16 protein-coding genes and 1 other RNA gene are annotated in these 24236 nt (G+C 32.7%); 3 read left to right on the forward strand and 14 right to left on the reverse strand.

The features are described 5' to 3' along the window. Positions 1–101: 101 nt before the first annotated feature. The gene (locus tag CLV00_RS13830; protein ID WP_099715729.1) at positions 102–1304 is read right to left on the reverse strand and encodes an NAD(P)-dependent oxidoreductase; all 1203 of its coding nucleotides are present in this window, start codon (positions 1302–1304) and stop codon (positions 102–104) included. Between the two features lie 250 nt (positions 1305–1554). Between CLV00_RS13830 and CLV00_RS13835 the strand changes: the two genes are divergently transcribed. Together CLV00_RS13835 and ssrA are read left to right on the forward strand one after the other, a co-directional pair. Continuing rightward, complete coding sequence (locus CLV00_RS13835; RefSeq protein WP_099715730.1) at positions 1555–2754, forward strand: serine hydrolase; 1200 nt, start codon at positions 1555–1557, stop codon at positions 2752–2754. A gap of 110 nt (positions 2755–2864) precedes the next feature. Then, positions 2865–3261: a transfer-messenger RNA gene (gene ssrA, locus CLV00_RS13840) on the forward strand. 872 nt (positions 3262–4133) lie between these two features. Here ssrA and CLV00_RS13845 read toward each other — a convergent pair. Continuing rightward, positions 4134–4781: a hypothetical protein gene (locus tag CLV00_RS13845; protein WP_099715731.1), complete on the reverse strand. Its 648-nt coding sequence runs from the start codon at positions 4779–4781 to the stop codon at positions 4134–4136. A 367-nt stretch (positions 4782–5148) separates the two neighbouring features. Between CLV00_RS13845 and CLV00_RS13850 the strand changes: the two genes are divergently transcribed. Further along, positions 5149–5385 (forward strand): helix-turn-helix domain-containing protein, encoded by a 237-nt coding sequence (locus CLV00_RS13850; protein ID WP_099715732.1) that lies wholly within the window; start codon positions 5149–5151, stop codon positions 5383–5385. 235 nt (positions 5386–5620) lie between these two features. On the opposite strand, the gene CLV00_RS13855 is transcribed toward CLV00_RS13850, so the two are convergent. The 12 genes from CLV00_RS13855 to CLV00_RS13910 form a co-directional block, all read right to left on the reverse strand. Continuing rightward, on the reverse strand, positions 5621–6265 hold the full coding sequence (locus CLV00_RS13855; RefSeq protein ID WP_099715733.1) for a hypothetical protein: 645 nt from the start codon (positions 6263–6265) through the stop codon (positions 5621–5623). A gap of 269 nt (positions 6266–6534) precedes the next feature. After that, positions 6535–8526 carry a deoxycytidylate deaminase gene (locus CLV00_RS16595; protein WP_099715734.1) on the reverse strand — a complete coding sequence of 664 codons (1992 nt, stop codon included), beginning with the start codon at positions 8524–8526 and terminating at the stop codon, positions 6535–6537. A gap of 79 nt (positions 8527–8605) precedes the next feature. Continuing rightward, positions 8606–11482, reverse strand: a complete 2877-nt coding sequence (locus CLV00_RS13865; protein WP_099715735.1) for a type I restriction endonuclease subunit R — start codon at positions 11480–11482, stop codon at positions 8606–8608. A 116-nt stretch (positions 11483–11598) separates the two neighbouring features. After that, positions 11599–11973: a GxxExxY protein gene (locus CLV00_RS13870; RefSeq protein ID WP_099715736.1), complete on the reverse strand. Its 375-nt coding sequence runs from the start codon at positions 11971–11973 to the stop codon at positions 11599–11601. Between the two features lie 198 nt (positions 11974–12171). After that, positions 12172–13455, reverse strand: a complete 1284-nt coding sequence (locus tag CLV00_RS13875) for a restriction endonuclease subunit S (RefSeq protein WP_158234604.1) — start codon at positions 13453–13455, stop codon at positions 12172–12174. 14 nt (positions 13456–13469) lie between these two features. Beyond that, positions 13470–15032: a type I restriction-modification system subunit M gene (locus CLV00_RS13880; protein ID WP_099715738.1), complete on the reverse strand. Its 1563-nt coding sequence runs from the start codon at positions 15030–15032 to the stop codon at positions 13470–13472. A 400-nt stretch (positions 15033–15432) separates the two neighbouring features. Further along, positions 15433–16614, reverse strand: coding sequence for an AAA family ATPase (locus tag CLV00_RS13885; RefSeq protein WP_099715739.1), 1182 nt, complete (start codon positions 16612–16614; stop codon positions 15433–15435). Between the two features lie 260 nt (positions 16615–16874). Next, a complete protein-coding gene (locus tag CLV00_RS13890) occupies positions 16875–17162 on the reverse strand; it encodes a helix-turn-helix domain-containing protein (protein WP_099715740.1) in 288 nt (95 codons plus the stop codon). A gap of 92 nt (positions 17163–17254) precedes the next feature. Then, positions 17255–17974, reverse strand: a complete 720-nt coding sequence (locus tag CLV00_RS13895) for a hypothetical protein (RefSeq protein ID WP_099715741.1) — start codon at positions 17972–17974, stop codon at positions 17255–17257. A gap of 4 nt (positions 17975–17978) precedes the next feature. Then, positions 17979–19214 carry a phage integrase SAM-like domain-containing protein gene (locus tag CLV00_RS13900; RefSeq protein ID WP_099715742.1) on the reverse strand — a complete coding sequence of 412 codons (1236 nt, stop codon included), beginning with the start codon at positions 19212–19214 and terminating at the stop codon, positions 17979–17981. 427 nt (positions 19215–19641) lie between these two features. After that, on the reverse strand, positions 19642–21072 hold the full coding sequence (locus CLV00_RS13905; protein WP_099715743.1) for a TolC family protein: 1431 nt from the start codon (positions 21070–21072) through the stop codon (positions 19642–19644). Then, on the reverse strand, positions 21065–24235 hold the full coding sequence (locus CLV00_RS13910; protein ID WP_099715744.1) for an efflux RND transporter permease subunit: 3171 nt from the start codon (positions 24233–24235) through the stop codon (positions 21065–21067). The genes CLV00_RS13905 and CLV00_RS13910 overlap by 8 nt, the downstream gene beginning before the upstream one ends. Position 24236: the final 1 nt, after the last annotated feature.

The raw sequence follows: 24236 nt of genomic DNA on the forward strand, positions 1-24236 counted from the left end.
TATAATATTTTAAAAAGAAGCAATTTTTTAACCAAGAAAATTTCCATAAAAAAACCTGCAACTTTACATTGCAGGTCTATTTATTTTTAAAGAAACGGTATTTATTTCCCGTCGACATAATCTTGTAAATAACTAAATCTTGGAGTCAGTTTTCCGTTTTCAGTAATTTTGGCTCTTTGTAAGATTCCATCTTTATCTCCATTGAAAAATGCAGGAATTACATGCTCCATAAACATTTCTCCAAATCCCTCACTGGCATCTTTTGGCAACTCACAAGGTAAATTATCAACTGCCATCACCACAATTGCTGCAGGATGAAAAACATCAACTTCTTTATCTTCACTTGGTAAATATCCGTATAATGGTTCCGCAATTGTTGATGATCTGAGCGTGCAGGCTATTGGACCATTAACATCACAGGAAACATCGGCAACAATCTTAATTTTACAATCATTAGACTGAAGCATTTCACGGGTCAGAATTACTGGAGCTTCATTGGCATGAAAATGTCCTGTAATATAAATATCAGAGACTTTAGTAAATCGTTCAAAATCAGAAACGTATTCTTGTGGATTATCATAAAAATCAGTGAAATCCAACACTTGTCCGTCTTTACGTTTGTTGTATTCTAATACATCAATCTGAGTATAAACGGGTTGTGTATAGTTTTTTGTTAAATAATTTTCAACTGAAACTTCTTTTATTTTTATGGCGTCCAGAATCTCTTTTGCCCCATTCCCTACTTTTCCTGTTCCAGTAACCACAAATTTTAATGGAGGTAAAACCAATCGTTTTAAATGTGCGATTAAGGCTTCTTTACCGGAAAGTGTTTCCGCTTTTGGCAATTTAAACAATTCGAATTTTATTCCAAAAGCTCTTATGCTATTATACGCACCCACAATTCCAGCATAACGTCCAAAACCAATTAACCTGTGGTTATGGGAATTTACAATGGTTTCATGGTCGTATAAATCAATGTTTTTTTCTAAAACGGCTTGTAATAATTTTCTATTATAAGGTTGCTTTTTTATGGTATGCGAAAAAAAGAAATATGCTTTATTAGGAATCAAATTTTCTACTGGAACTTCTTTTACCCCAAATAAAACATCACAATCACTGATATCATTGGTTACTTCAATTCCTAAATTTTTATATTGCTCGTCCGTAAAAACCCGAATATCGGAACTTTCTACTTTTATAGAAGCACCTTGATACAGCTGTTTTAATCTGGCCAATTCATCAGGTGAGAAAATAACTCTTCTGTCAGGCGGGTTTTTTCTTTCTTTTAAAATTCCGAATTTCATATTTTTTTATGCTTTTGATTTGTTTTTATTATAACTTTATTTGTTTTATTTGTTACAAATATAACAATTTAAACGAAATTCAATTTATTTTTTTCATAAAAAAAACCATCAAGAAACTACTATAAGCTGATGTACAAAATAATACAAAAATTGCTCTTCTTTGTTACTGATAAAATAGTGTTAAGGTTTCAAAAAAACAACGTCTCAAAAGACATTGATTCTATATATTTGCCTTTCTAGCACCACAGAAATGAATTTTATAAAAAAAACAAATATACTACATATATTCCTCCTCTTTTTGGTTTTAAGCTCTTGCAATAAGGAGAAAAAGAAAATAGAATTAAGTGATGCTCAACTCCCAAAGAGTACATTACCTAAGATGAAGCCGTTACGCAAACCTGAGACAAAATTAACTGCCGAATACATCAATTCAAAAAAGATTTCCATTGACTCTTTTTATAAAAAAAACTGGCCCAACAATAGTGCAAACGGAAGTTTTCTGGTTGCTAAAAATGGTCAAATTATTTATGAAAAATATGAAGGTTATTCCAATTTTAGAGATAAAACATTAATTACTAAATCTACTCCGCTCCACATAGCGTCTGTGAGTAAAGTAATTACGGCAACGGCTATTTTAAAACTAATAAATGCAAAAAGACTTGACTTAGATCAAAAGGTGAATACTATCTTGAAAGAGTTTCCGTATCCTGATGTTACGATACAAACCTTGTTGAATCACAGAAGTGGTATGCGTAATTATGCTTATTTTACGGATCGTGATAAAACCATCTGGGATAGACACAACATACTTACCAATCAAGATATCCTGACTATCATGGCAACAAAGGATATTGGCTTAGAATTCAAAACAGACACTCGTTTTAGTTATTGCAATACTAATTATGCCATGTTGGCATTAATAATTGAAAAAATCACAAAACTTCCTTACAAAGATGCCATGAAACAAATCATTTTTGAACCATTAGGTATGAAAAACACCTATGTTTTTGATTATGAAAGAGATAAAGATACCGCCGTTACTTCTTACAAAGGCAATAAAGTCGAAATTGGAAAGGACTACTTAGATGCGATTTATGGAGATAAGAATATCTACTCTACACCTCGTGATTTATTAAAATTTGACAGAGCCAGAAACAGTTCAGCTTTCCTAACACCAAAATTGTTAAGTCTAGTATATAAAGGATACAGCAATGAACGCAAAGGCACTAAAAACTATGGTTTAGGCATAAGAATGGTCAATTGGGAGACCGGACAAAACTTTTATTTTCATAACGGTTGGTGGCATGGCAACACTTCCTCTTACATTACCTTGAGAAAAGAAAGCGTTACCATTATTGCGTTATCCAATAAATTTACCCGAAAAACATATGATGTTAGGAAGTTAGCCGTTTTATTTGGGGACTATCCGTTCAAATTAAAAGACGAATAAAAAAAGGAATGATTTTTGAAATAGAGTTGGAAGTTTAGCACTACTAATTCAAGTTTAAAAGTGTACATTTGCAAACTCAAAATTCAAATTTTGGATTTTGAAATAAAAAAGGGGTCGACTGGTTTTGACAGCGAGTCGAATTGAGAAGTAAGCACGTCGAGCATTGAGACCTTGCTCGTAAATATAAGATCTTACAATTTTACACGGCGAAAATAACTACGCTTTAGCTGCATAATCCGAATTATAGTACGATTAAGCCACGTTCCTATCAGATAGGAAAGCTGGATTCTCCTTGAAAGCCTTGGTTTGTGGCGGTCAATTTAGGGGAACCGTAAAAATAAACCTAGATTTCCATAAGCTTCGGGTGGATTTCGAAATTAAGAAGATAAGTATTGTGTGGCTGTTTCTGGCCTAGCACACTATCGAAAACCTAATCAGGAAATAAACGCGTAGAAAGCTTTTTAGTTGCTTGTTTGGACCCGGGTTCGATTCCCGGCGACTCCACTTTAAAAATCCGTAATCACTTTTTATATAAGAGATTACGGTTTTTTTTATTCCATTTTCCCAACATTTTCCCAGCAATATTAAAATTTATCTACAAAAGAATACAATCCTTTCTTAGTGCTTCTAGCTTGCAAATTCCATTCTTGATACTTTGGTAGCATTTCACAGAAAAAATCATTATCCTGATAGAGATTTTTCCAAAAGAAAAAAAAGAAAAAAAGAAAGCTCTACAAATTGAGGTAATGATGAACGAAAATGGAGGGAAGAATGACCGACTGAAAGTGAAGAATGAACTCTAAATTTGCTTGGATTTTTTATCTTAATTCAAAATAATGTCGTTTGGAATAACACCCCCAAGCACCGCAATAAAAAATGGAATTTTTATGCAATTTTTTATGAGGAGCGATGTGGCGGTGTTGCGGCAAATGACCAGCAGCCTCAGGATGGGAACTGAACGTAGTTTACGGAGTGAAGTGAAATACTGAGAGCGTTAGACGTTGGGAAAAAATAAAAAGCAGCGAAGCGTTCCTAGATTTAATGCAAAGTGATAACGGAGCAACCCAACTGCTGGTCATAAGAGCAACCGCTGAATTAACAAGGAGCGACAGACATAGCACTGCTGAATTGAATGTAACGTAGTTTACGGAGTGTAATGAAATGAAGCTGTGTTGTGGATGTAGTAGCTCCTACGAACGAAGGAAGTGATTGTGTGAAATGATGAACGAACAGCTTAAAATAGCAACTGCTTATTTTCAAGCTGTTGTTATTTTAGTGCTGTGAAGTGACTTTGGAATGGAAGGAAGAATGACTGACTGGAAAAGCATCATGTAACAAAATGAACGACCAAAGTGAGACCGCTTGATTGCCCTTGATTTCTAATCAATTAGCTCTTTTTTAAGCTTTTCAAATTGCTGTTCTGTAATTACGTTACTCTCTTTAAGCATTTGAATTTTTTCAAGTGAAGAGATTATTTTATCTACAGCATAAGATTCTTTTTTAACTATAGTATTATCATTCTTTTCAACTTTTTCTGTTATCGAATTATTCTTTTTATTTGTAAATAAAAAAATAAAAGCACCTACTATAGCTAAAATTAAAATTATTCTGATTGCTATAAGACTATAATTATCTGTAGCCTTTTCATTTGAGATATTTTGTTCGTTTGCAATGCTTTCAGCCTCAGCTAAACTTATTGAAATACTCCCTCCCATTTTTCTACCATCTCCTTCTCTCTGTAGAAGGGATTTTTCCAATTCAGCAAGCGATGTTCCTTTATTACCATAATCTCCAGTGTTACTTTCATTGATATTAGGTTTAGAAATATCTAAGTTCTTATAAGTTACATTAGGTAAAGGGCTGGGAGTTCTTGGTGGTTCATATCCTCCAAATTGTTTTTCAAGTGCTAATCTATCTAATAATGGCTCTTGAATTGTGCTGTTTTCAATACTATCTTCATTGTCTTGAGCAAAAATTGGCTGTACAAAAAAAGTAATTGTAACTACGAGAAAAATAATTGTTTTCATACTAAATATACTCATTAATAATGGACTTAATATTTTCAAACTTAATCTAGATTTCTAATTATAATTTTAAATTAATTATTTAACTATAGGGGGAAGCATCGGTGGTAAAAAAAACGTCAGGGGGCTTCCACTGGGAGTAAACCCCACTTTCATTCACAAATTAGATAATAAAAAAAATTATAATCATAAAAAATAATTTATTTTATTATTTTAAAATTCAAATCAAAAGTACCGCCTCTATTTTATTTAGATTTACGGATTTCCTCATTTGGTGAAAATATTTTTTTTACAAATATATAAAAACAGTTGAATACAACCTGATTAATACAATCCTATTTATTTAATCAGACGAAAGTAATTTTCCAATATGGAAAAAAGAGTTCGAAAATCAGAAATGAGTCAAGACATTATACTTTTAGGTAAGCGTATTGAGGAGATTATTAAAGAAAAAGGATTGAAGACCAGAGAGGTGGCACATGATGCGGATATGGACGTTGAGAATTTAAGAAAATACATTAAAGGAAAACAGGAGATGAAAATTACAACAATGTTAAAAATCGCAAAGTCATTAAATGTATCTGTAGAGGAACTTTTTAATTTCTAAAAACAAAATAACAGTTTAAGTTATAAAATTAGTTTTTACCTATTACAGTACTTATTGCTATATTAATATATTGACACCTACATTTTGTTTTTTTCTCAAAAGATGTAATTTACAGTTATGGAGGATACTGCTGTTTTTTTGTGTATGGAATTAATTTACAATTTAATTGATTGCCCGTGATACTTAATGGGAAAATGAAGAACATTTATCAGAAAATCTTCTACTTATAGATTTACTAAAAAAAGGAAGTTTCAGAAATTATGCCGTTTTTTACATATATATACTCCATAAATCCCAATTTATACTTTCCGTTTGGAGCCGGATTATTATTTAACAAAACACTATCTCCAGTAAAAGTGACCAGTTTATTTTTCCGGTCGAGATTCAAAACTCCTTTTGATGTTTTATAAGTATATCTCCAAAAAAGCTCTTTAATTTTAGAATCTATTATTTGGTACACAAGTAATTCATCATTTAAACCATCCTGAGCGAAATATAGACCATCGGGTACATTTTTATTATTTAAGAGTGCAGCCATACCAACTTCCGTATGATTTAATCCATTTCTATTTATGCTTAAAATATTACCAGTTGTTAATTTTTTATCAAAAAACATATTCCTATCAGTCGTATTACTAGGATTGATGATATTGAAATTCAATGAAGAGAGGTATTTTGCTACATCTAAATCAGGAATAATATTTTCATTAGCCAAAATAAATAAATCATCTTTTGCACCATCTATTTTTAATATCATTACTGATTCATCAAAGAATGACTGCTTGAGAAATATTTTATCTATCAACCGATCTATAAAAATTAAATTTGCTTCGGAAAGATATTTCCATTTACCTATCTCAACTTTTCCGTTGAATGACATAAACAAATCACCATCGGGATTAAAAATATATTTATGATAATTCCCATTAATATCGATATGAACCCAAGGTTTATTAACATATTTTTCTGTGCGACTTAAGCTCTCACTATGAACCGTTATTTTATTTAAATAATCTTTTATTATTTAAACCATAGCCCTTATTAGTTTTGAAATTTAATGCCTTTAATAAGACGATCATCTATTTCACGATATTTCTGTGAATTCATACTTAACAATGTAAGTACATTATAACTTTTAAAAATATGTTTCTAATTTAATCCTTTTTCTAACACTTTAATGAAATTGTCAAATGCGTCGAGATCATTTTCTAGTATTTTTTCTAGTCTATCATTTAAATCTTTTTTGTCCTTAAATTTATCTTTTAAGAGAGCCTTTAGTGATTTTACTTCTATGTTTTTAGGAGTTTCTAATTTAAAATTAGTGAGTAATGCTAGTTCGTCTTTTTGAGATAAAAAAGGTTCGTATAATTTATGATAAGCTTTACCCACAGCTCCCGAAAATAACACCATCTCTGGATCTGTTTTTTCATTACTTTTAAGTATATGATTTCTAGATATACCAGGATATGGGTCAATATAATATATCGTTCTAACACCAAGCTGATATGCTTTTTTTGCACATAACTCACATGGACTTGCTGTAGTAAAAAGAAATCCGTCTCTTAAACCTTGACCACCACTCTTAGATATTTGCATCATTGCATTTTCTTCAGCATGTAATGATCTTGTATGTACTTGATTTTTCTCACCAGAAAATGCATTATATGCTGTTTTGAAACAATAAGGGCAATTTCTACCGCCTAATTCCGATTCAGGTAATGTTGTTTCGTTAAAATTTTTCTTAACAAACTGATTAAATTTTTTAGATTCATTATCCAATAAATTGTCGGCTTGATCTGTATTAATTTGTTCTGTTTCCTTAAGTCCTTCTCCTAATTCAAATTTTGTAAATCCAAAACTTTTATCAGTAGCAATGTCCTTAACGTTCCTAACCGAACAAGGTATTGCTCCTTTCGGCACGTCATTCCATCCTATTGCTTTAGTTGAATATTCATTATCAGTTACTACAGCACCAACTTGTCTAGAAATACAACCAGAATTTAATTTAGCCGTATAAGCTATTTGCATAATCCGTTCAGTAGGATCAGGTGTAATAATACCAGGTTGTTGAATTAACGCTTGTAATTTCATAAGTTGCTCTTCTTTTGAAAAAAAGCTAAAATTATTTTTAACACTTTCTTCTTTTTTATCAATACCTGATTGTAAAATATTATTATTTACATGGTAATCTGCTATTTGAATACAGTTTTGCACGTCTGGAGTATAAAATATTCCTTTTTGATAATCTGTACATTTATATTCTAGGTCATCAATTTCTAACAATCTGTCAACAATTTTTGTATCAATTTTACCGTATGACTTGATTAAATCCGATTTTCTAGCATCATTTTTTACTGCAATGAGGTAAAAAGCAGAAAAACGCTCTTTGAAAAAATTTATTTCCAATGAGTTTTTCAAAGAATCTATTACAATATGACACTGCTCATTTTTTGATTCTTGCTTTGTAGATTTAATTATTCTATTTATTACTTTAGCAATCGTATAGATATATTTAGGGTCAGATTTATATGTTTGAAAGGGTCTTCCTGATTTCCTAAAATTATTTGCTGTATGGTGTAACAACATAATTCTTTCAATAATGCCGTTGTTTTTTAAAAGTAAATTGACCTCATCGCTCAATTTATTAAATTTAATACCCCAGAAAATATTATTTAATTTTTCTAATTTCTTCTTTAGTCTAACTGTGGTTAAATCACCTAACTCAATAATTTCGTCAACTAATTCATTATTATCAATAATCAATTTTTCCAATAAACCTTTAATCTCAGAAATTTTTGAATGATCAGTTTCTTCTTTAAAATAGAATCTATAATAATCAAAGAGATGTTTGTTTTTTGAGTTTTTTTTCAACAATGGTAAAAGCAGTAATAATAAGACTTTTTTATACTCAATTACTTTGTAATTTTTCCAATTTTTTTGTGTATATTTTTGAACTATCTGGTATTTTTTTTGAAACACTGATTCATCAAGGTCTTCTGCTTTTCTAATGTTAGAAATTTTATCAAAATCAGTTGATAAAATTTCAGCTAATTCTGAACACCCACTACCTGTTCTACCTGTTAAACCTATAATAGTAAAATTTTTTCTTAACGAATATAATTGATCAAGTTTTGTACTCATTTTTTTTATTTTATATTTACAACGCTTCTATTAAAACCTGCTGCAAAAATTGTTTATTTTTCCTTTATAATTTTTCAATTTAAGCCATCATCCCTTTTACAAAAATCTCCACAAACTCCTTCATTTTAGCAATAATTCGATCCCCAATCACTCTTGCTTGAAGAATACTGGGTCTATTGTCTAAACATTGAAAAACTTCATCTTTTATAGGCTCACGACCACTGTAGATGTATGCATCTATTAATGATTTGAATTGTGCTTTGTCAAGGTGTTCCTCTTCACATAATTTGCCTAAGGCTAACACTTTTTGATCTTGCCAGTATTTTTCAAATTCATCTTCAATGCTGTCACCGTCTTTGATGTGGGGCATATTCTCATCGATAAACTTCTGAATCAGTTCTCGTTTGCTTCTTAACTGAATATCACCTCCCAATAAATCAATAATTGCTTTTCTTTGAACAGCTGCATCAGAAGTCTTAGCTCCTTTCAATTGAGCTAACAATTTCAGGATGTAAGCAACATTGATTTGGTCTCTATGGATTAACTCTAATTCAAAATCAATATCATCCAGAATAGAAGTTTTTTGCTTTTGATTGTCTTGTTTTACCTTTTGATAGAGATCTAAATATTGGGTTTTGTACTTATTATATTCTTCCTCATCAATCAGTAAATCATCCCAGTCAAAATCAGTGTAGGATTGCAATACATTCATTGCTCGCATCAATTTTCTAAAGGCTTGTACAAACTGAGCATCTTCTTCTTCGTTTTCTAAATCATTTACACTTTGATAAGTTGGTGTAATTTCTCTTAAAAGTTTTAATGCTTCGTCAAACTTTTCTGCAATAGCCTCATAATCCGGCATAGTAACTACTTCAATAGCATCTTTATTCGAAAACAAAGTAATAGCATCATCAGTAGCTTTTTTAAGGTTTCTAAAGGACAAAATATTCCCTTGTGACTTCTGTTCTCCCAATATTCGATTAGTTCTGGAATACGCTTGAATTAAGCCATGTTGCTTCAAGTTTTTATCTACATAAAGTGTATTTACTTTTTTAGCATCAAAACCTGTAAGCATCATATTCACTACAATTACAATGTCTAAACGGTCTTTTTCGTGATTAAAGTTTTCTTTTTCTCGGTCTTTTAATCTTTGGCTTATGTTTTTAAAGTAATTCTCAAACTGTTGACTATCCTTAGTCGAAAAACTGGTATTATACATTTGATTATAATCACCAATGTATGTCTCTAGTTTGTCTCTGGTGTGTTTGGATCGATAAGTTGTTTGAGGCTCTGCAAAAACATCAAAATCTACTTCATCACTAGGCAGGAAATCTTGTGCTTGGTCTGAATCTTCATTAGTTCCATAAGTAAAAATAGTAGCAATACGTAAATCGTGCTCTCCTGCTACTTTCTTTTGTTGAAAAAGGTCATAATATTGAATCACATTGTCAATACTACTTACTGCCAATAATGCTGAATAGTCTTTTCTAAAAGTTTTTTGATCATGATAGGCAATGATATAATCAACAATTTTATTGATTCTCTTAGCTGAATCCAGTACTTCTTGTTTATCAATATCTTCTACTTCAATATCAATAAAAGCATTGCTTTTGTTTTTGTATTTCCCTACATATTCAATCCCAAAACGCAATACATTTTGATCTCTGATAGCATCTGTAATCACATATTTATGCAAGCAGTTTCCAAATAAATCTTTTGTAGTACGTTTTCCTAAATCATTCTTAGAAGCATTTTCTGCAAAAATGGGTGTTCCTGTAAAACCGATCAACTGACTTTTCTCAAAGAATTTGGTAATACGGTCATGTGTTTCTCCAAATTGCGAACGATGGCATTCATCAAAAATAAAAACGATTTTCTTATGTCGTAATGGTTCAATACTGCCTTTAAAACGTTCTGAAACTGCATTATTTAATTTTTGAATAGTAGTCAAGACCAACTTAGTATTATCAGTCAATTGCCTTACTAAGGATTGTGTATTATCTGTAACATCAACACTGTCTTTTTTGAAAGCATTGAACTCATTCATCGTTTGGTAATCCAAATCTTTTCTATCAACTACAAAAACCACTTTGTAAACCTCTGGCAATTCCATCACAATTTGACTTGCCTTGAAAGAAGTTAAGGTTTTACCTGATCCTGTAGTGTGCCAAATATAAGCGTTGTCACTAGAGTTTTTAACTTGATGAATAATAGCCTCTGTAGCAAAATATTGATACGGTCGCAACACCATCATCACTTTATGGGTTTCGTTAATCACGATATAATGAGCTATCATTTTACCCAATTGATTTGGGTTTAGGAAAGCAGCTGTAAACTCGGTTAACTCGGTAATATTTTTATTGGTGGCATCTGCCCAAAAGAAGGTTTGTTTGACCGATTGCAATTTATTATTTGCCAAATATTTGGTATTGACTCCATTACTTATAACAAACAATTGAACGTATTGAAACAAACCATGATTGCTCCAAAAAGAATGATTTTGGTAGCGATTGATTTGATTAAAAGCTTCTTTGATTTCAATGCCCGAACGTTTGAGTTCTATTTGTACCAAAGGTAAACCGTTAACCAAAAGTGTTACATCATAACGGTTCTTATAGCTTCCTTCCTGACTGATTTGGTTGGTAACCTGAAATAAGTTTTGGCTGTTGTCTTCCGTATTAAAAAAACGAACATAAAACGAAGTACCATCTTCCTTGGTCAATTGATAACGATCCCTTAGCGTCTTGGCTTTTTCAAAAACATTGCCTTTAGCTAAATGATTCAAAATAGCCTCAAACTCCTTAGCAGTAAAAGTAGTTTCGTTAAAAACTTCTAGCTGACTTCGTAGGTTAGCAACTAAAGCGTCGCCATCTTGAATTTGGACAGACGCATACGCTAAACCGCTCAATTGCTTGATTAAGTTCTTTTCTAATATCGCTTCAGATTGATGGCTCATAAATATACTCTTTAATTATCTGAATCATGATTTTCCTGATTCACTTGATTTTCTTGATTTTTTTTTCACCAAAATACAAAATCCTTTTTAATCCTCTTAATCAAGAAAATCATGGTTCAGACTATTTTATTATTATGCACTCTTTTAAATTGTAAACTCTTTGCTCCAAAATTAATTAGCAAGCCAATCTCAACATTGTACGCTTCCAAATAATTCATCGCTTGCGCCAAATGAACATCTTCCATTTGTATTAATGCTTTTAACTCTACCATAATACAATTCTCAACAAAAAAATCTACTCTTCTTCCTCCAATACGTTCCTTTTTGTAAAAAATATCCATTTCATATTCTCTTTGATAATTTAAACCTATGTTATGCATTTCAATTTCAAGTGCCCTTTGGTAAATGACTTCTTGAAAACCATTCCCTAAAGTTTTGTGCACCTCCATAGCGGCACCTATAATTTTCTGAGTAATATCTTGATGTTTCATACTAAACTCCTTTTATCTTAATTGTCCGAACCTTGATTCTCTTGATTTTCTTGATTCTCCTGACTACCAAAACACAAAATCCTTTTTAATTCTTTTCATCAAGAAAATCATGGTTCAGATATTCTTTTGATTCTCCTGACTACCAAAATACAAAATCCTTTTTTTTCCTTTTAATCAAGAAAATCATGGTTCAGACAATTACACAAACATCTTCTGCAACAATCCTTTTTTAAATATTTGTGTTTGGACAAGTTGTTGATTAACGCTTTCTATTTTATCATCGATACTAGATAAAAAAACGGCTATTTTTTGTTGCTCCTGAACACAAGGAATTTTCATTTTTACCATCGAAATTCTTCCTGTTGAAATACTTAAAACCTTACTTCCTTGCGCAATTGTCATAATTTGTTTTCGGAAATTTGTAGAACGTAAAATATAACCTGAAAAACCAATAAACATTTTTGTTTTATTAGGTCTAGCAAGGAAAGTATGAAGACCTGCAATTACTTTTTCATTCTGAAGATTTATTATCTCAATTGATTTACCAATATCAGCATAATCTTCAGATGCATCAGCAATAACTAGATCTCCTTCTTGACAATAACATTCGCTTTTTATTTTAGAAACATCAAAATCAGAATTTATAAAAGGAACTAATTCATTTTTTAGGTTAAAAAGTGTTTTGAACTTAGTATGAATATCCCCATAATGTATGTTTCTAACTGTTCCGTTTTCATAATTTAGTTTTTCTCTAGAAAGTGAATTAGTAGTATAAAATGAAAATATATCACCAAAAGTTTTCTCCTCCCAATCCGGATAATCCTTCCCATTCTCGTCTTTAAACCGCAATTTCCCCAAGAACAATTGTTGCATTACGCCTTTTTTGTATTGTTCTAATAATTCCTTTTTGCGACTGAGTTGCTGTATTTTTTCATCTACCACACTTAAAAATGAAGCTATTTTTTGTTGTTCTGGGAGGGTGGGGAAAGATATATTTAATCTACCAATTTCTTTTAGTGATAAAAATGGTTGTGCTCCACCAGAAGTTAATTGATTAAAAATTTTAGATGATTTTTTTCTTTGTATTTGAGCTAGAAACTTTCCATTAAGGATCTCTTTTTTTGGCTTTACTAATGCAACGTTTTTTAAGCTAAATTCATAATCAACAGAATTGATTGCACATGTAGCTGTTCCCGCCCCAATATTTACAATCAATAAATCATCCTTTTCTGGATTACATCTTTTATAAATAGAATTATGAACCTCTTGGTCAAGATAATAACAGTTATTATAATCAACAAATCCATCTTTTATATGAATTGCTGTTAAAAATGGAACTCCTTCTTTTGTTGGTTTTGGAGTGTCATGTGTACCATCAGTGATTTTCTTTGCTAATTCAGACAACGTTTTCTTTTCCCATTCATCCTTAAACTCTTGAAACCGTAGTTGCGGAACAAGTATTTTTTTCTTTTCGATTTGCAATGTTGCTGTATTCATTAAAATGGGGTTTCAATTCCTAATTCAGCACAAAAACTCGCAATAGTTTCATCTGTTTTTTCACCAAGGCTTGCCAATTCCCGTAATTCATTGGTTATGGCTTTTAAATCTACAGCATCTTCTTCCTCAAACGTATCCACGTAACGAGGAATGTTCAGGTTGTAATCGTTAGTTTCCAGTTCGCTTAACAAAGCTATATGGCTGTATTTTTCTTCCACCAAACGGTTTTCGTAGGTACTGATAATTTTTTCAATGTCTTCAGTACGCAACACGTTTTGGGTTTTTACCTTTTCGTAATGTTGGCTGGCATCAATAAACAAAACATCTTTGGGATGTGTTCTTTTTTTCTTCAAGACCAAAATACAAGTCGGGATACTGGTTCCGTAAAAAATATTGGCAGGTAAACCAATTACGGCATCGAGGTAATTTTTGTCTTTTATCAAATATTGGCGTATGTGTCCTTCGGCAGCACCACGAAACAAAACACCGTGGGGCAAAACAATAGCCATCGTTCCGTTGTCGTCCAGCTGGTGAACCATGTGTTGCACAAAAGCAAAATCGGCTTTGCTACTTGGGGCGAGTTTCCCGTAAGCAGAAAAACGATCATCGTTCATAAACAAAGGACTGGCACTCCAATTAGCAGAAAAAGGAGGATTAGCAACAATAGCTTCAAAACGCATGTCTAAATGTTGTGGACGCTCTAAAGTATCTTCGTTCTTAATATCAAAACGTTTGTAGTGTACATCGTGCATAATCATGTTCATACGACACAAGTTGTAGGTCGTAGGATTCATTTCCTGACCATAAAAAGCACTTACATCTTTTACTTCTTTAGCTACACGCAATAGTAAGGAACCAGAACCACAAGTAGGATCGTAAACACTTTTGAGTTGGTCTTTACCCACAGTAACTAATTGTGCCAAAATGCTACTGACTTGCTGTGGAGTATAAAATTCACCCGCTTTCTTTCCTGCACCACTGGCAAACTGTCCAATTAAATATTCATAGGCATCACCCAGAACATCACTATCGGTATTTTCTAAATCAAAATCAATTTCATCTAAATGAACGAGCACTTTTACAATCAATTCGTTTTTATCAGCCTCTGATTTTCCTAGTTTGTGAGAAGTTAAATCTAAGTCGGAAAACAAGTTACCAAAATCTTCTTCACTTTCAGATCCCATCGTACTTTGCTCAATGTGTGTGAGTACTTTTGCTAAATCCCCAAGAATAAAATTGTTTTTTCCACCTGCATTTCCTCTTCTTGCTAATTCAGAGAATAAATCAGCTGGTTCCAAGAAAAAACCAAGTTTATCAATCGATAATTGTTTAATTTCTTGCATCAAGACTCCTTCTTCAGGATGTCCTTCGATTTCCTGAAAAGTCAAACCGTCTGGTTTTAGTATGGTGTTGGCATACAAATCCATTTTTGTACTCAAGTACTTGTAGAAAATAAAACCTAATATGTAATCTCTGAAATCATCAGCATCCATTTTCCCACGTAAGGTATTTGCTATATTCCAGAGTTGTTGTTCTAATTTTTGTTTTTGTTCTGCTGCCATTAAATTGTACAGAGCTTGTTTAGATGAAGCTCATTTGATTTGTAAATTGTTATTTAAAAGTCTAAAAGTAGGAAATATCTTTTTACTTTGCTCTAATTTATTTAATTAGTTCAACAAAGTCTGTAAAGCCATTATGACAAGCAAATTACTGTAATCCATTTGATAAACACTATAAATTAGAGATTAAATTTTAAATAAAAACAACCTATTCCAGTTATCGGATAGGTTGTCTTTATTGATCAATTGTATCATGTATCATTAGTATCAAAATCCTAAGGAAATGAATCTAATGATACTTGATACCAAAATATTTTTAAACTTTATACAAACATATAACTTACCTAATTTGTATCAGTTCGATCAAAACTACTAAGCAAATGATACTAATGATCCTTGATAGTTAGGAAGGAATCTCATCATCACTTTCGTTTTCAACTTCTTCATCAATAACTTCTCTATCACCCTCATCCGCTATATTTTTTAAACGATATTTATCTTGATATTTCTCAATGAATCCAGATTTAACAAGATCTCTGATAGCTCTTTTGGCAGTTGGTTCACTTTTATTCGTTTTTTCCATAAACTGCTTGGTAAAATCTCCATAAGAAATCAATTTATTTTTTAATATTGTCTCCGCAACTTTTTCTAATTCTTTTTGGGAATCTTGTTTTTTATCATAACTGGTTTGAGTGCCCAATTCATTTGTAGGTACCATTTTACCAGTATTTCTAAACAAGAAGTCAGCTTCTGAAAAAAATAACTCTATCGAATTTTGTTTATATTCTTTGGGGCAATAATTTCCTTTAACAACAGTAAAATAACGAATATTACCTTCTCCTTCTGAAAGAATAATGGCTAGTCTAACTTTTTGAGTCAACCCTGAACCACCTTGGATTTGTTCTTGTCCCGGTGCACTTTTGTACGCCCCTTTATTGACATGATGCACAAATAATATAAGACAATTATGCCTTTTAGCGATTTTGTCAAATAGCTTAACAGTATTTCGCATAACCATATTATTGTTACTATCGTTTCCTTTAAAAATATCACCGAAACTATCCATAACAACTAAGTCCGCTGGCTCATCTTTTAAAGCCTTATCTAGTTCTTTCAAGACCTCTTCTTGTTCCATAGTATCGGCAAACATAAAACGTAAGTTTTCTGTTGCCTTCTCTCCAAGACCAGTCACTTGTTTATTTAGTAAAAATCGCGTTGCTTCTATATTGTCTTCAGTAGCTATATAAATCGATTTACCATGAGCCGGATTAATTTCGAAACCTATAAAATCTTTTAGCCCTAAAGCTACTTGAATACAAAATTGCCGAGCAAACTGACTTTTGCCTGTATCTGGTTTCCCTGCCAACACAGCCGAACCCTTCTGTGGAAAAATTGGCTTCATCAAATATCTTTGTTCTACGTCTCCCATTTCCATTAATTCTACGGCATTGAAAATAGTCTTTTCAAAATTTATATCGGAAATCGATTCTTCAATCGGCAGACCCTCGTTTACATTTAAAACAGGACTAAAAGACTCCACTTCTGAGCCTTTATTTGGAATATTAAAATTTGACTGATCCATCATAATACTTTATATTAGTTTTAACTATATCTTCAATGCCTATCACCGTGTTATGGATGCTCATCATGTCTTCTGTGAAATTTGAAATATTTTCCAATAGGGCGTAAATTTCTTTTAGAAGATCAATTACAATCACTAATATTTCTATATCTAAAAAAATTAGTTCAGAATTAACCTCACTGTTTACTAGATCACTTATTACATTTAATTTTTTATTTATCTCTTTTATATTTTTTTATCATTGTTATTGAACCTTTTCATACTTACTTTTTTAAAATTGTTAAACATCCCATTAGTTCGCTTCTTTTGTAATAGCGACGTGCTCCAATGCCATAAGCAAGTACCTTTCCTTTATTCGTCCAGGCCCAAAGAGTAGAGCTGTCGATTTTAAGGAATTTACAAGTTTCTTCTCTGGTGAGAAGTTCTTCGGAGTTGTCTTTTGAATGAATTTCGCTTTGAAATTCTTGAATTCCGTTTCTAACGGATGTGCCTATCAGTTCTTGAAGTTGATTAACTGTAAGCTCTTGGAGTAGAATAGCATTTGTTTGCATAATTACCTCATTTATTGATTAATAATGAGGCAAAATTCTACATGAAGTCGTGTTCTGAATTGAATGAAATTGTGTAGTTTATGACATGGTTTTTATGTGGGCCATTTTGATTTGGCGTAAATACTTTCTCGCAATGGAATTTTACCAATATCTCGCAATGATTTTATCCTTTCAATTGAAATATCAAATCCATTTAAAAAACTGATATAACTTTGTTGTTTTAAATCAGAATGAATCAAGCCTTCATAGGTCATTTTATGAAAAACAAAACTGTAGTTTGCTAAATTTTCATTTGTATTACCAAATTCATCCAATAGGTATTTAAAAATATTGTACGATTTGTAATCCTTAAATATTTTAGGATATGGATTTTGTGGTGATGTCACCTTATCTATTTTAGGGTTTAAGCCCAATAATAAATCAACTTTTTTATCTAAATAAGCAGATCTATGCTGATAAAATTTATCTCGTATTTTTAATATCATTTCCAAAAATAAACCACTCCTCTTTTCGATTGGTATACACAAAAACAAACCATTCAAACGCTCTTTTGCTGCGTCATATGAAGATTGAGAACGTAAAACAATTTCTTCTTTAGTAAGTCCTTTTGCAAACAAATCATGTTTTTCCAACTCAATGTAAGTGTCGATATCGTTAAAAAAATTAGTCATACCCGTGTATATTATTTCATTATCAAAATCAATTAATATATCCTCATTAGTTTTTAACCAATTTGTAAAATTATCACCTTTCATATCATCAACTTCCCATAAAAAAATGAGGTTGTCAATAGTTAAATCAAGTTCTTTCATAAAATCAAAAATAATTTGTTAATTCCATGGCAATGTCTTTGTTACTCTTGCCAATGTAAGTCAAAAACATAGTTTCAGTAGCGTGCCCAGTCATATAAATCAAATAGGTTGTTGGTATTTTTCCATAAAAATTAGTAGCAAAAGAACGTCTACCAATGTGCGACGAAACTAACTCATACTTTTTGTAAGTATCTGTCTTTTTTCTAAAAATACCACTTTTTGGTTTAATTTCTACTTTTTTACTTCCCACTACTAATTTATCAATTTCAGCTATTTCACAAACAGTTTTTATATAGTCATTGTATTTTTGGTCTGATATAGCAAATGGAAACTGCCCTTTTCTTTTCGCTAATATTTCTAGTACTTTCTTATGGACTGGAATAGTCATTATTTTATTTGTTTTCTTTTGAGTAAACTCTAATAAATGTTTGCCTTTTTCAATTCTAATCATTTCTTTCGTAAACTTCAAAAAATCTGAAACACGCTGACCGGTATAACAACTAATGATTAACCAATCCTTGGCGTTATCAAGACTGTCTGTTAATTTCTCTTTTTCTATTTTTTCAATCTTTTCTAACTCTTCCAAAGTTAAATATATTTTCTCCACTTTTGCTCTATCTAATCTTAAACTATCCAATTGGTTATGCGTTTCAAGCCCTAAAAAACGTGCATGCTTACAAAAGGTTTTGATCATAACAAGTTCACGCTGCATTGTGTTTTGTGCATAAGCTTGACTTTTGTAATAACTAACAAATTCATTTTTAAATTTATCGTTAATTTCAGCAATAAAAATTGGCTTTTTTCTGTATTCCTGGAAACGCTTCATTTTACTTTGTATCACTTTGAACTTTTGAACTGAAGCGTGATTAAGTTCGTGTTTCCTGTATTCACTATAATAATCGATATACTCTACTAAAGTATTGGGAATTGAACTTTCTTCGACAACTGTTACAGCAGGATTAAGAAAATCTTTTAACCATTGTGTATTTATAATAGTATGATCTTTGGAGTCATTATAATACTTTAACAAATCTGATTTTAAAATTGCTAAATCAGAATCCATATTACTGTAATGAATATCTTTTAAGCTCTTAGGTTTCTCTTTGGCATCACTCCAATCAATAGGATTAATGTTATATTTTGTTTTGGCCATAACATCAATTTGCCTTCCATCAGTCAATCTTATATAAATTGGAGAAGGGTTATTTTTAGATTTCAAAAGTACTTTTATCCTAGCCATAATAGTGATTTTTTGTTCTATCAAAGATACGAAATCATTCTATTCTTCCCAACATCTTCCCGACAATATCACTAAACTATCCAAAATAGACCAAACCTATCCAAAGAAAACACACCCCTATAAGCACTGAAAATATTGAGTTTAAAACAAAAACAAGAGTTTTTTAGAGATGTTGTGTTTTTATGTTTTTTGACAAAAGTATTCCCGGCGACTCCACAGAAAAACCTGTAAATAATTGATTTACAGGTTTTTTTTATGTCTAAATTTCAGCGAAATCAAGACTTAACAATAATAGCAGAATCAAAACCAAATTTAAATCTGTTCTTATAAAACAAAAAAACAGTAGTAAACTTGTGCTCACTACTGTCTAAAAATGTTTTTTTATATCTGATTCGTAACGTACTGTTTTTTAGAAACTCAAATTAATTTATTTCCAACCGCCTCCTAAATCCCTGTAAACATGAACTACAGCGTTGAGTTGCTCTTTTTTAGTCTCAATAAGTTCGAGCTTGGATTCCAAGGCGTCTCGTTGGGTCATCAAAACTTCAAAATAATCTACTCTTGCAGACTTAAATAAATCACCTGCTACAGCAATCGAACGGCTCAAAGCATCTACTTGCTGTGCTTTCAATTGGTAACTTTTTTCCAAATTATTGATTTTAGAAAGCTGACTGGAAACCTCCAGATACGCGTTAAGAATTGCACGCTCATAGTTGTACAAAGCCTGAATTTGTCTGGCATTCGCAGATTTATACTCTGCTTTTATTGCATTTCGGTTGATTAATGGTGCTGCAAAATCTCCCACAAATGAATACAATAATGATTCTGGCAATGTAAACAAGTACGATGTCTTAAAAGCATTTACACCTACCTTTGCCGTAATATCTAATGAAGGATAAAACTCAGCACGAGCTACTTTTACATCTAGTTTTGCTGCTTCCAATTCCATTTCGGCTTGTTTGACATCGGGTCTGTTCGCTAACAATTGAGCTGGAATCCCAGAATGAATTACCGGAGGCAACAAACTAATAAAATTAGATTTATCTCTCTTTATTTCCTGCGGGTATTGCCCTAACAAGAAATTGATTTTATTCTCCGTTTCATTTATATTCTGAAGAATCTCAAACTCCATACTTTTGGAAGCCATTACCTCAGCCTGAAATTTCTGAACAGCCAATTCAGTTGACCTAGCGGCTTCTTTCTGAAATTTCACAATTTCCAAAGCGGTGCTTTGCAAGGCAATATTCTGTTTTACAATATCCAATTGGCTATCCAAAGCCAGTAATTCGTAATACGAATCGGCAACCTCTGCAATAAGATTTGTGATTACAAAATTCTTTCCTTCAACAGTTGCTAAATATCGACTTATAGCTGCTTTTTTGGAATTGCGTAATTTTTTCCAAATATCCACTTCCCAATTGGCATAAGCGGCTATTTTCAAATCACCCAATGGTTCTGGCATTTCTAGACCTGTTCTTATTTCAGTTGAAGCATCTCCGGCACCTTGGCTGGTATATCTTCCCACTTTTTCAATTCCTGCTCCTGCTCCAATACCCACTTTTGGTAAAAGAGCCCCTTTTCGCACACGGATATCGTTTTTAGCAATTTCAATTTCCTGCAAAGTAATCTGTAATTCTTGATTGTTTTTTAAAGCAATTTCAATCAGGTTTATCAAATTCGGGTCTTTAAAATAGGTTTGCCAAGGCATCGCAGCTATATTGGTAGTATCCGTACTCTTGTTGAAAGATTCCGGAACAGCTTTGGTTTCAACCAAAGGTGCTAAAGCTGGAGTACAACCTGCCACCGCCAAGCAAATACCAAGCGGGATAATATATTTATAATTCTTTATTTTAGACATGATTATCATCAAATTCTTCGGTTAATGGATTCTCTTTTTCATTTTTTACCAGTTTATATTTTTCAGCAATTCTGCCAAAAACATAATACAGTCCGGGGATCACAAATACCCCACATATAGTTCCTATCAGCATTCCTCCTGCAGCTGCTGTACCAATAGTTCTATTACCAATTTTACCCGGTCCAGTAGCAAATACCAGTGGTATCAAACCTGCTATAAATGCAAAAGAGGTCATCAATATAGGACGGAATCTGGCTTTAGCACCTTCCATTGCGGCTTGAAGCACCGTTCTTCCGGAAGCATGCCTTTGAATTGCAAATTCGACAATCAAAACTGCATTTTTACCCAATAAACCTATCAACATCACCATGGCTACCTGAGCGTAGATATTGTTCTCCAAGCCTGTCAACTTCAATAAAAGAAAGGCTCCAAAAATTCCTGCCGGTAAAGAAAGAATTACTGACAACGGAAGAATGAAACTTTCGTACTGTGCTGCTAAAACAAGATAGACAAAACCTAAACAGATTAGAAAAATCCAAATGGCTTGATTTCCTTGTGAAACCTCATCTGCAGAAATACCCGCCCAATCAATACCAAAACCTCGAGGTAATTTTGACTCTGCTACTTCCTGAACAGCTTTAATGGCAGCTCCACTACTGTAACCTGGCGCAGCTGAACCACTAATCTCAGAAGAATTATACATGTTATGTCGGGTGATTTCTGATAGTCCATATACTTTTTCCAACTTCATAAAAGCGGAGAAAGGCACCATTTCGTCCCTATTGTTCTTCACATATAGTTTCAAAATATCTTCCGGTAAAGCACGATATTCAGGAGCGGCCTGTACTATGACTTTGTAATTAAACCCGTATTTGATAAAACTGATTTCGTAATTACTACCCACCAATGTTGATAAAGTGTTCATGGCGTTTTCAATAGAAACCCCTTTCTGTTGTGCCAAATCATTGTCGACTTTCATCATATACTGAGGAAAACTGGCACTGTAAAAACTAAATACAGAGGCTAATTCTGGACGCTTATTCAATTCCTTAACGAAATCATTATTAACGCTTTCCATTTTCTTGTAATCCCCTGACCCAGCTTTGTCCAACAGACGAAGTTCAAAACCTCCTGCGGCTCCATATCCTGGCACAGCCGGCGGTTGGAAAAACTCAATATTGGCACCCGGAATATCTTTAGTTTTCTCTTCTAATTCGGTCATGATTTCTTGTACAGAATGCTTTCGCTCGCTCCATTCTTTAAGATTAATCAAACAAGTTCCGGCATTGGCACCCGTACCTTCCGTAAGAATTTCATATCCTGCCAAAGCAGATACCGATTGCACACCGTCGATGGTTTCGGCAATTTTCTGTAATTTTTCAGCAATATTATCCGTTCTTTCTAATGAGGAACCGGGAGGCGTTTGGATGATCGCATAAAACATTCCCTGATCTTCATTAGGAATAAATCCTGAAGGAACAGTACTGCTGATGAACCAAGTTCCTGCACAGAAACCTATAAGCGCAATAAAAGTGATGGTTCTTCTGTTTACAATGCGACTTAAAACACTTTCATACTTTTCAGCAGTACTGTTGAACTTCGAATTAAAACCATCTAAGAAGCGGTTTACTGGCGTTCTCTTTCTAGGTTTACCATGATTGCTTTTCAACATCATTGCACAAAGTGCTGGTGTAAGCGTTAATGCCACAATACCCGAAAGAATAATAGCTGTTGCCATTGTAATCGAAAATTGACGATAAAAAATCCCTACAGGCCCAGACATGAATGCCACCGGAATAAATACCGCCGCCATCAAGAATGTAATCGCTATAATTGCTCCTGCTATTTCATGCATCGCTTTTTTTGTAGCTTTTAGTGGCGAGAGATGGTCTTCCTCCATCTTGGCGTGGACGGCTTCGATAACCACAATGGCATCATCGACGACGACTCCAATGGCTAATACTAATGCAAATAAAGTAATAAGATTTAGTGTAATCCCGAATAATTGCATGAACATAAAGGTTCCAATAAGGGAAACAGGCACAGCAATGGCCGGTATAATAGTTGACCTCCAATCGCCCAAGAAAAGAAATACTACCAAACCCACTAAAATAAAGGCTTCGACCAAAGTATGAATTACTTTTTCGATAGAAGCATCCAGAAATTTTGATACATCATAACTGATTTCATAATCCATTCCTTTTGGGAAAGAATTTTTCTTGATTTCAGCTAATTTTAATTTTACATCTTTAATAACCTGACTGGCATTACTTCCGTAGGATTGTTTCAAAACAATTGCAGCAGAAGGTTTTCCGTTTAAGTTCGAATAAATATCATACATAGAACTTCCAAACTCAATATTGGCGACATCTTTTAATCGTAAAATTTCGCCGTCAGGATTAGACCTAAGTACTACATTTCCATATTGTTCTTTAGTAGTAAATCGGCCAGAATATTTTAGTACATATTCAAATGCTTGCGATCTTTTACCTGAACTTTCTCCTGTTTTACCCGGTGACGCTTCTAGACTTTGATTGGCTAAGGCTTCCATAATTTCCTCTGCAGAAATTTTATAGGCTAACATTCTGTCTGGCTTAAGCCAAATTCTCATCGCGTATTCCCGATTACCCAAAACATCTGCAAATCCTACTCCATTTACCCTTTTTAATTCAGAGAGAATATTAATCTCGGCAAAGTTGTACAAAAACTTCTGATCCGTATTCTTATCCGTACTGTAAAGATTCACATACATCAACATACTCGATTCTTCACGCGTAATTTTCACTCCTTCTCTTACCACTAATGGCGGTAATTTATTGACTACAGAGGCTACACGGTTTTGAACATTTATAGCTGCTTGATTCGGGTCGGTACCCAAATTAAAAATTATTTGAATACTGGCTTCTCCGTCGTTACCCGCATCTGAAGTCATGTATTTCATTCCAGGAACTCCATTGAGTGCCTTTTCTAATGGTATGATTACGGACTTGATCATCAGTTCTCCATTTGATCCCGGATAATCTGCTATTACATTCACCCTTGGTGGCGAAATGGAAGGGAATTGAGTCACTGGCAAATTGGTTACCGCCAAGACTCCCAAAAAGACTATTATGAGCGATATTACTATCGACAAAACTGGTCTTTGAATAAATTTATTAAACATT

Origin of the sequence: Flavobacterium sp. 11, assembly GCF_002754315.1 — a bacterium.
Classification (GTDB): domain Bacteria; phylum Bacteroidota; class Bacteroidia; order Flavobacteriales; family Flavobacteriaceae; genus Flavobacterium; species Flavobacterium algoritolerans.

Coding starts and splice junctions, on each gene's coding strand:
- CLV00_RS13830 (WP_099715729.1), bottom strand. CDS start 1,304: ATGAAATTCGGAATTTTAAAAGAAAGAAAAAACCCGCCTGACAGAAGA.
- CLV00_RS13850 (WP_099715732.1), top strand. CDS start 5,149: ATGGAAAAAAGAGTTCGAAAATCAGAAATGAGTCAAGACATTATACTT.
- CLV00_RS13905 (WP_099715743.1), bottom strand. CDS start 21,072: ATGTCTAAAATAAAGAATTATAAATATATTATCCCGCTTGGTATTTGC.
- CLV00_RS13910 (WP_099715744.1), bottom strand. CDS start 24,235: ATGTTTAATAAATTTATTCAAAGACCAGTTTTGTCGATAGTAATATCG.
- CLV00_RS13895 (WP_099715741.1), bottom strand. CDS start 17,974: ATGAAAGAACTTGATTTAACTATTGACAACCTCATTTTTTTATGGGAA.
- CLV00_RS13890 (WP_099715740.1), bottom strand. CDS start 17,162: ATGCAAACAAATGCTATTCTACTCCAAGAGCTTACAGTTAATCAACTT.
- CLV00_RS13880 (WP_099715738.1), bottom strand. CDS start 15,032: ATGGCAGCAGAACAAAAACAAAAATTAGAACAACAACTCTGGAATATA.
- CLV00_RS13870 (WP_099715736.1), bottom strand. CDS start 11,973: ATGAAACATCAAGATATTACTCAGAAAATTATAGGTGCCGCTATGGAG.
- CLV00_RS13865 (WP_099715735.1), bottom strand. CDS start 11,482: ATGAGCCATCAATCTGAAGCGATATTAGAAAAGAACTTAATCAAGCAA.
- CLV00_RS16595 (WP_099715734.1), bottom strand. CDS start 8,526: ATGAGTACAAAACTTGATCAATTATATTCGTTAAGAAAAAATTTTACT.
- CLV00_RS13855 (WP_099715733.1), bottom strand. CDS start 6,265: ATGTCATTCAACGGAAAAGTTGAGATAGGTAAATGGAAATATCTTTCC.
- CLV00_RS13835 (WP_099715730.1), top strand. CDS start 1,555: ATGAATTTTATAAAAAAAACAAATATACTACATATATTCCTCCTCTTT.
- CLV00_RS13900 (WP_099715742.1), bottom strand. CDS start 19,214: ATGGCTAGGATAAAAGTACTTTTGAAATCTAAAAATAACCCTTCTCCA.
- CLV00_RS13885 (WP_099715739.1), bottom strand. CDS start 16,614: ATGATGGATCAGTCAAATTTTAATATTCCAAATAAAGGCTCAGAAGTG.
- CLV00_RS13845 (WP_099715731.1), bottom strand. CDS start 4,781: ATGAAAACAATTATTTTTCTCGTAGTTACAATTACTTTTTTTGTACAG.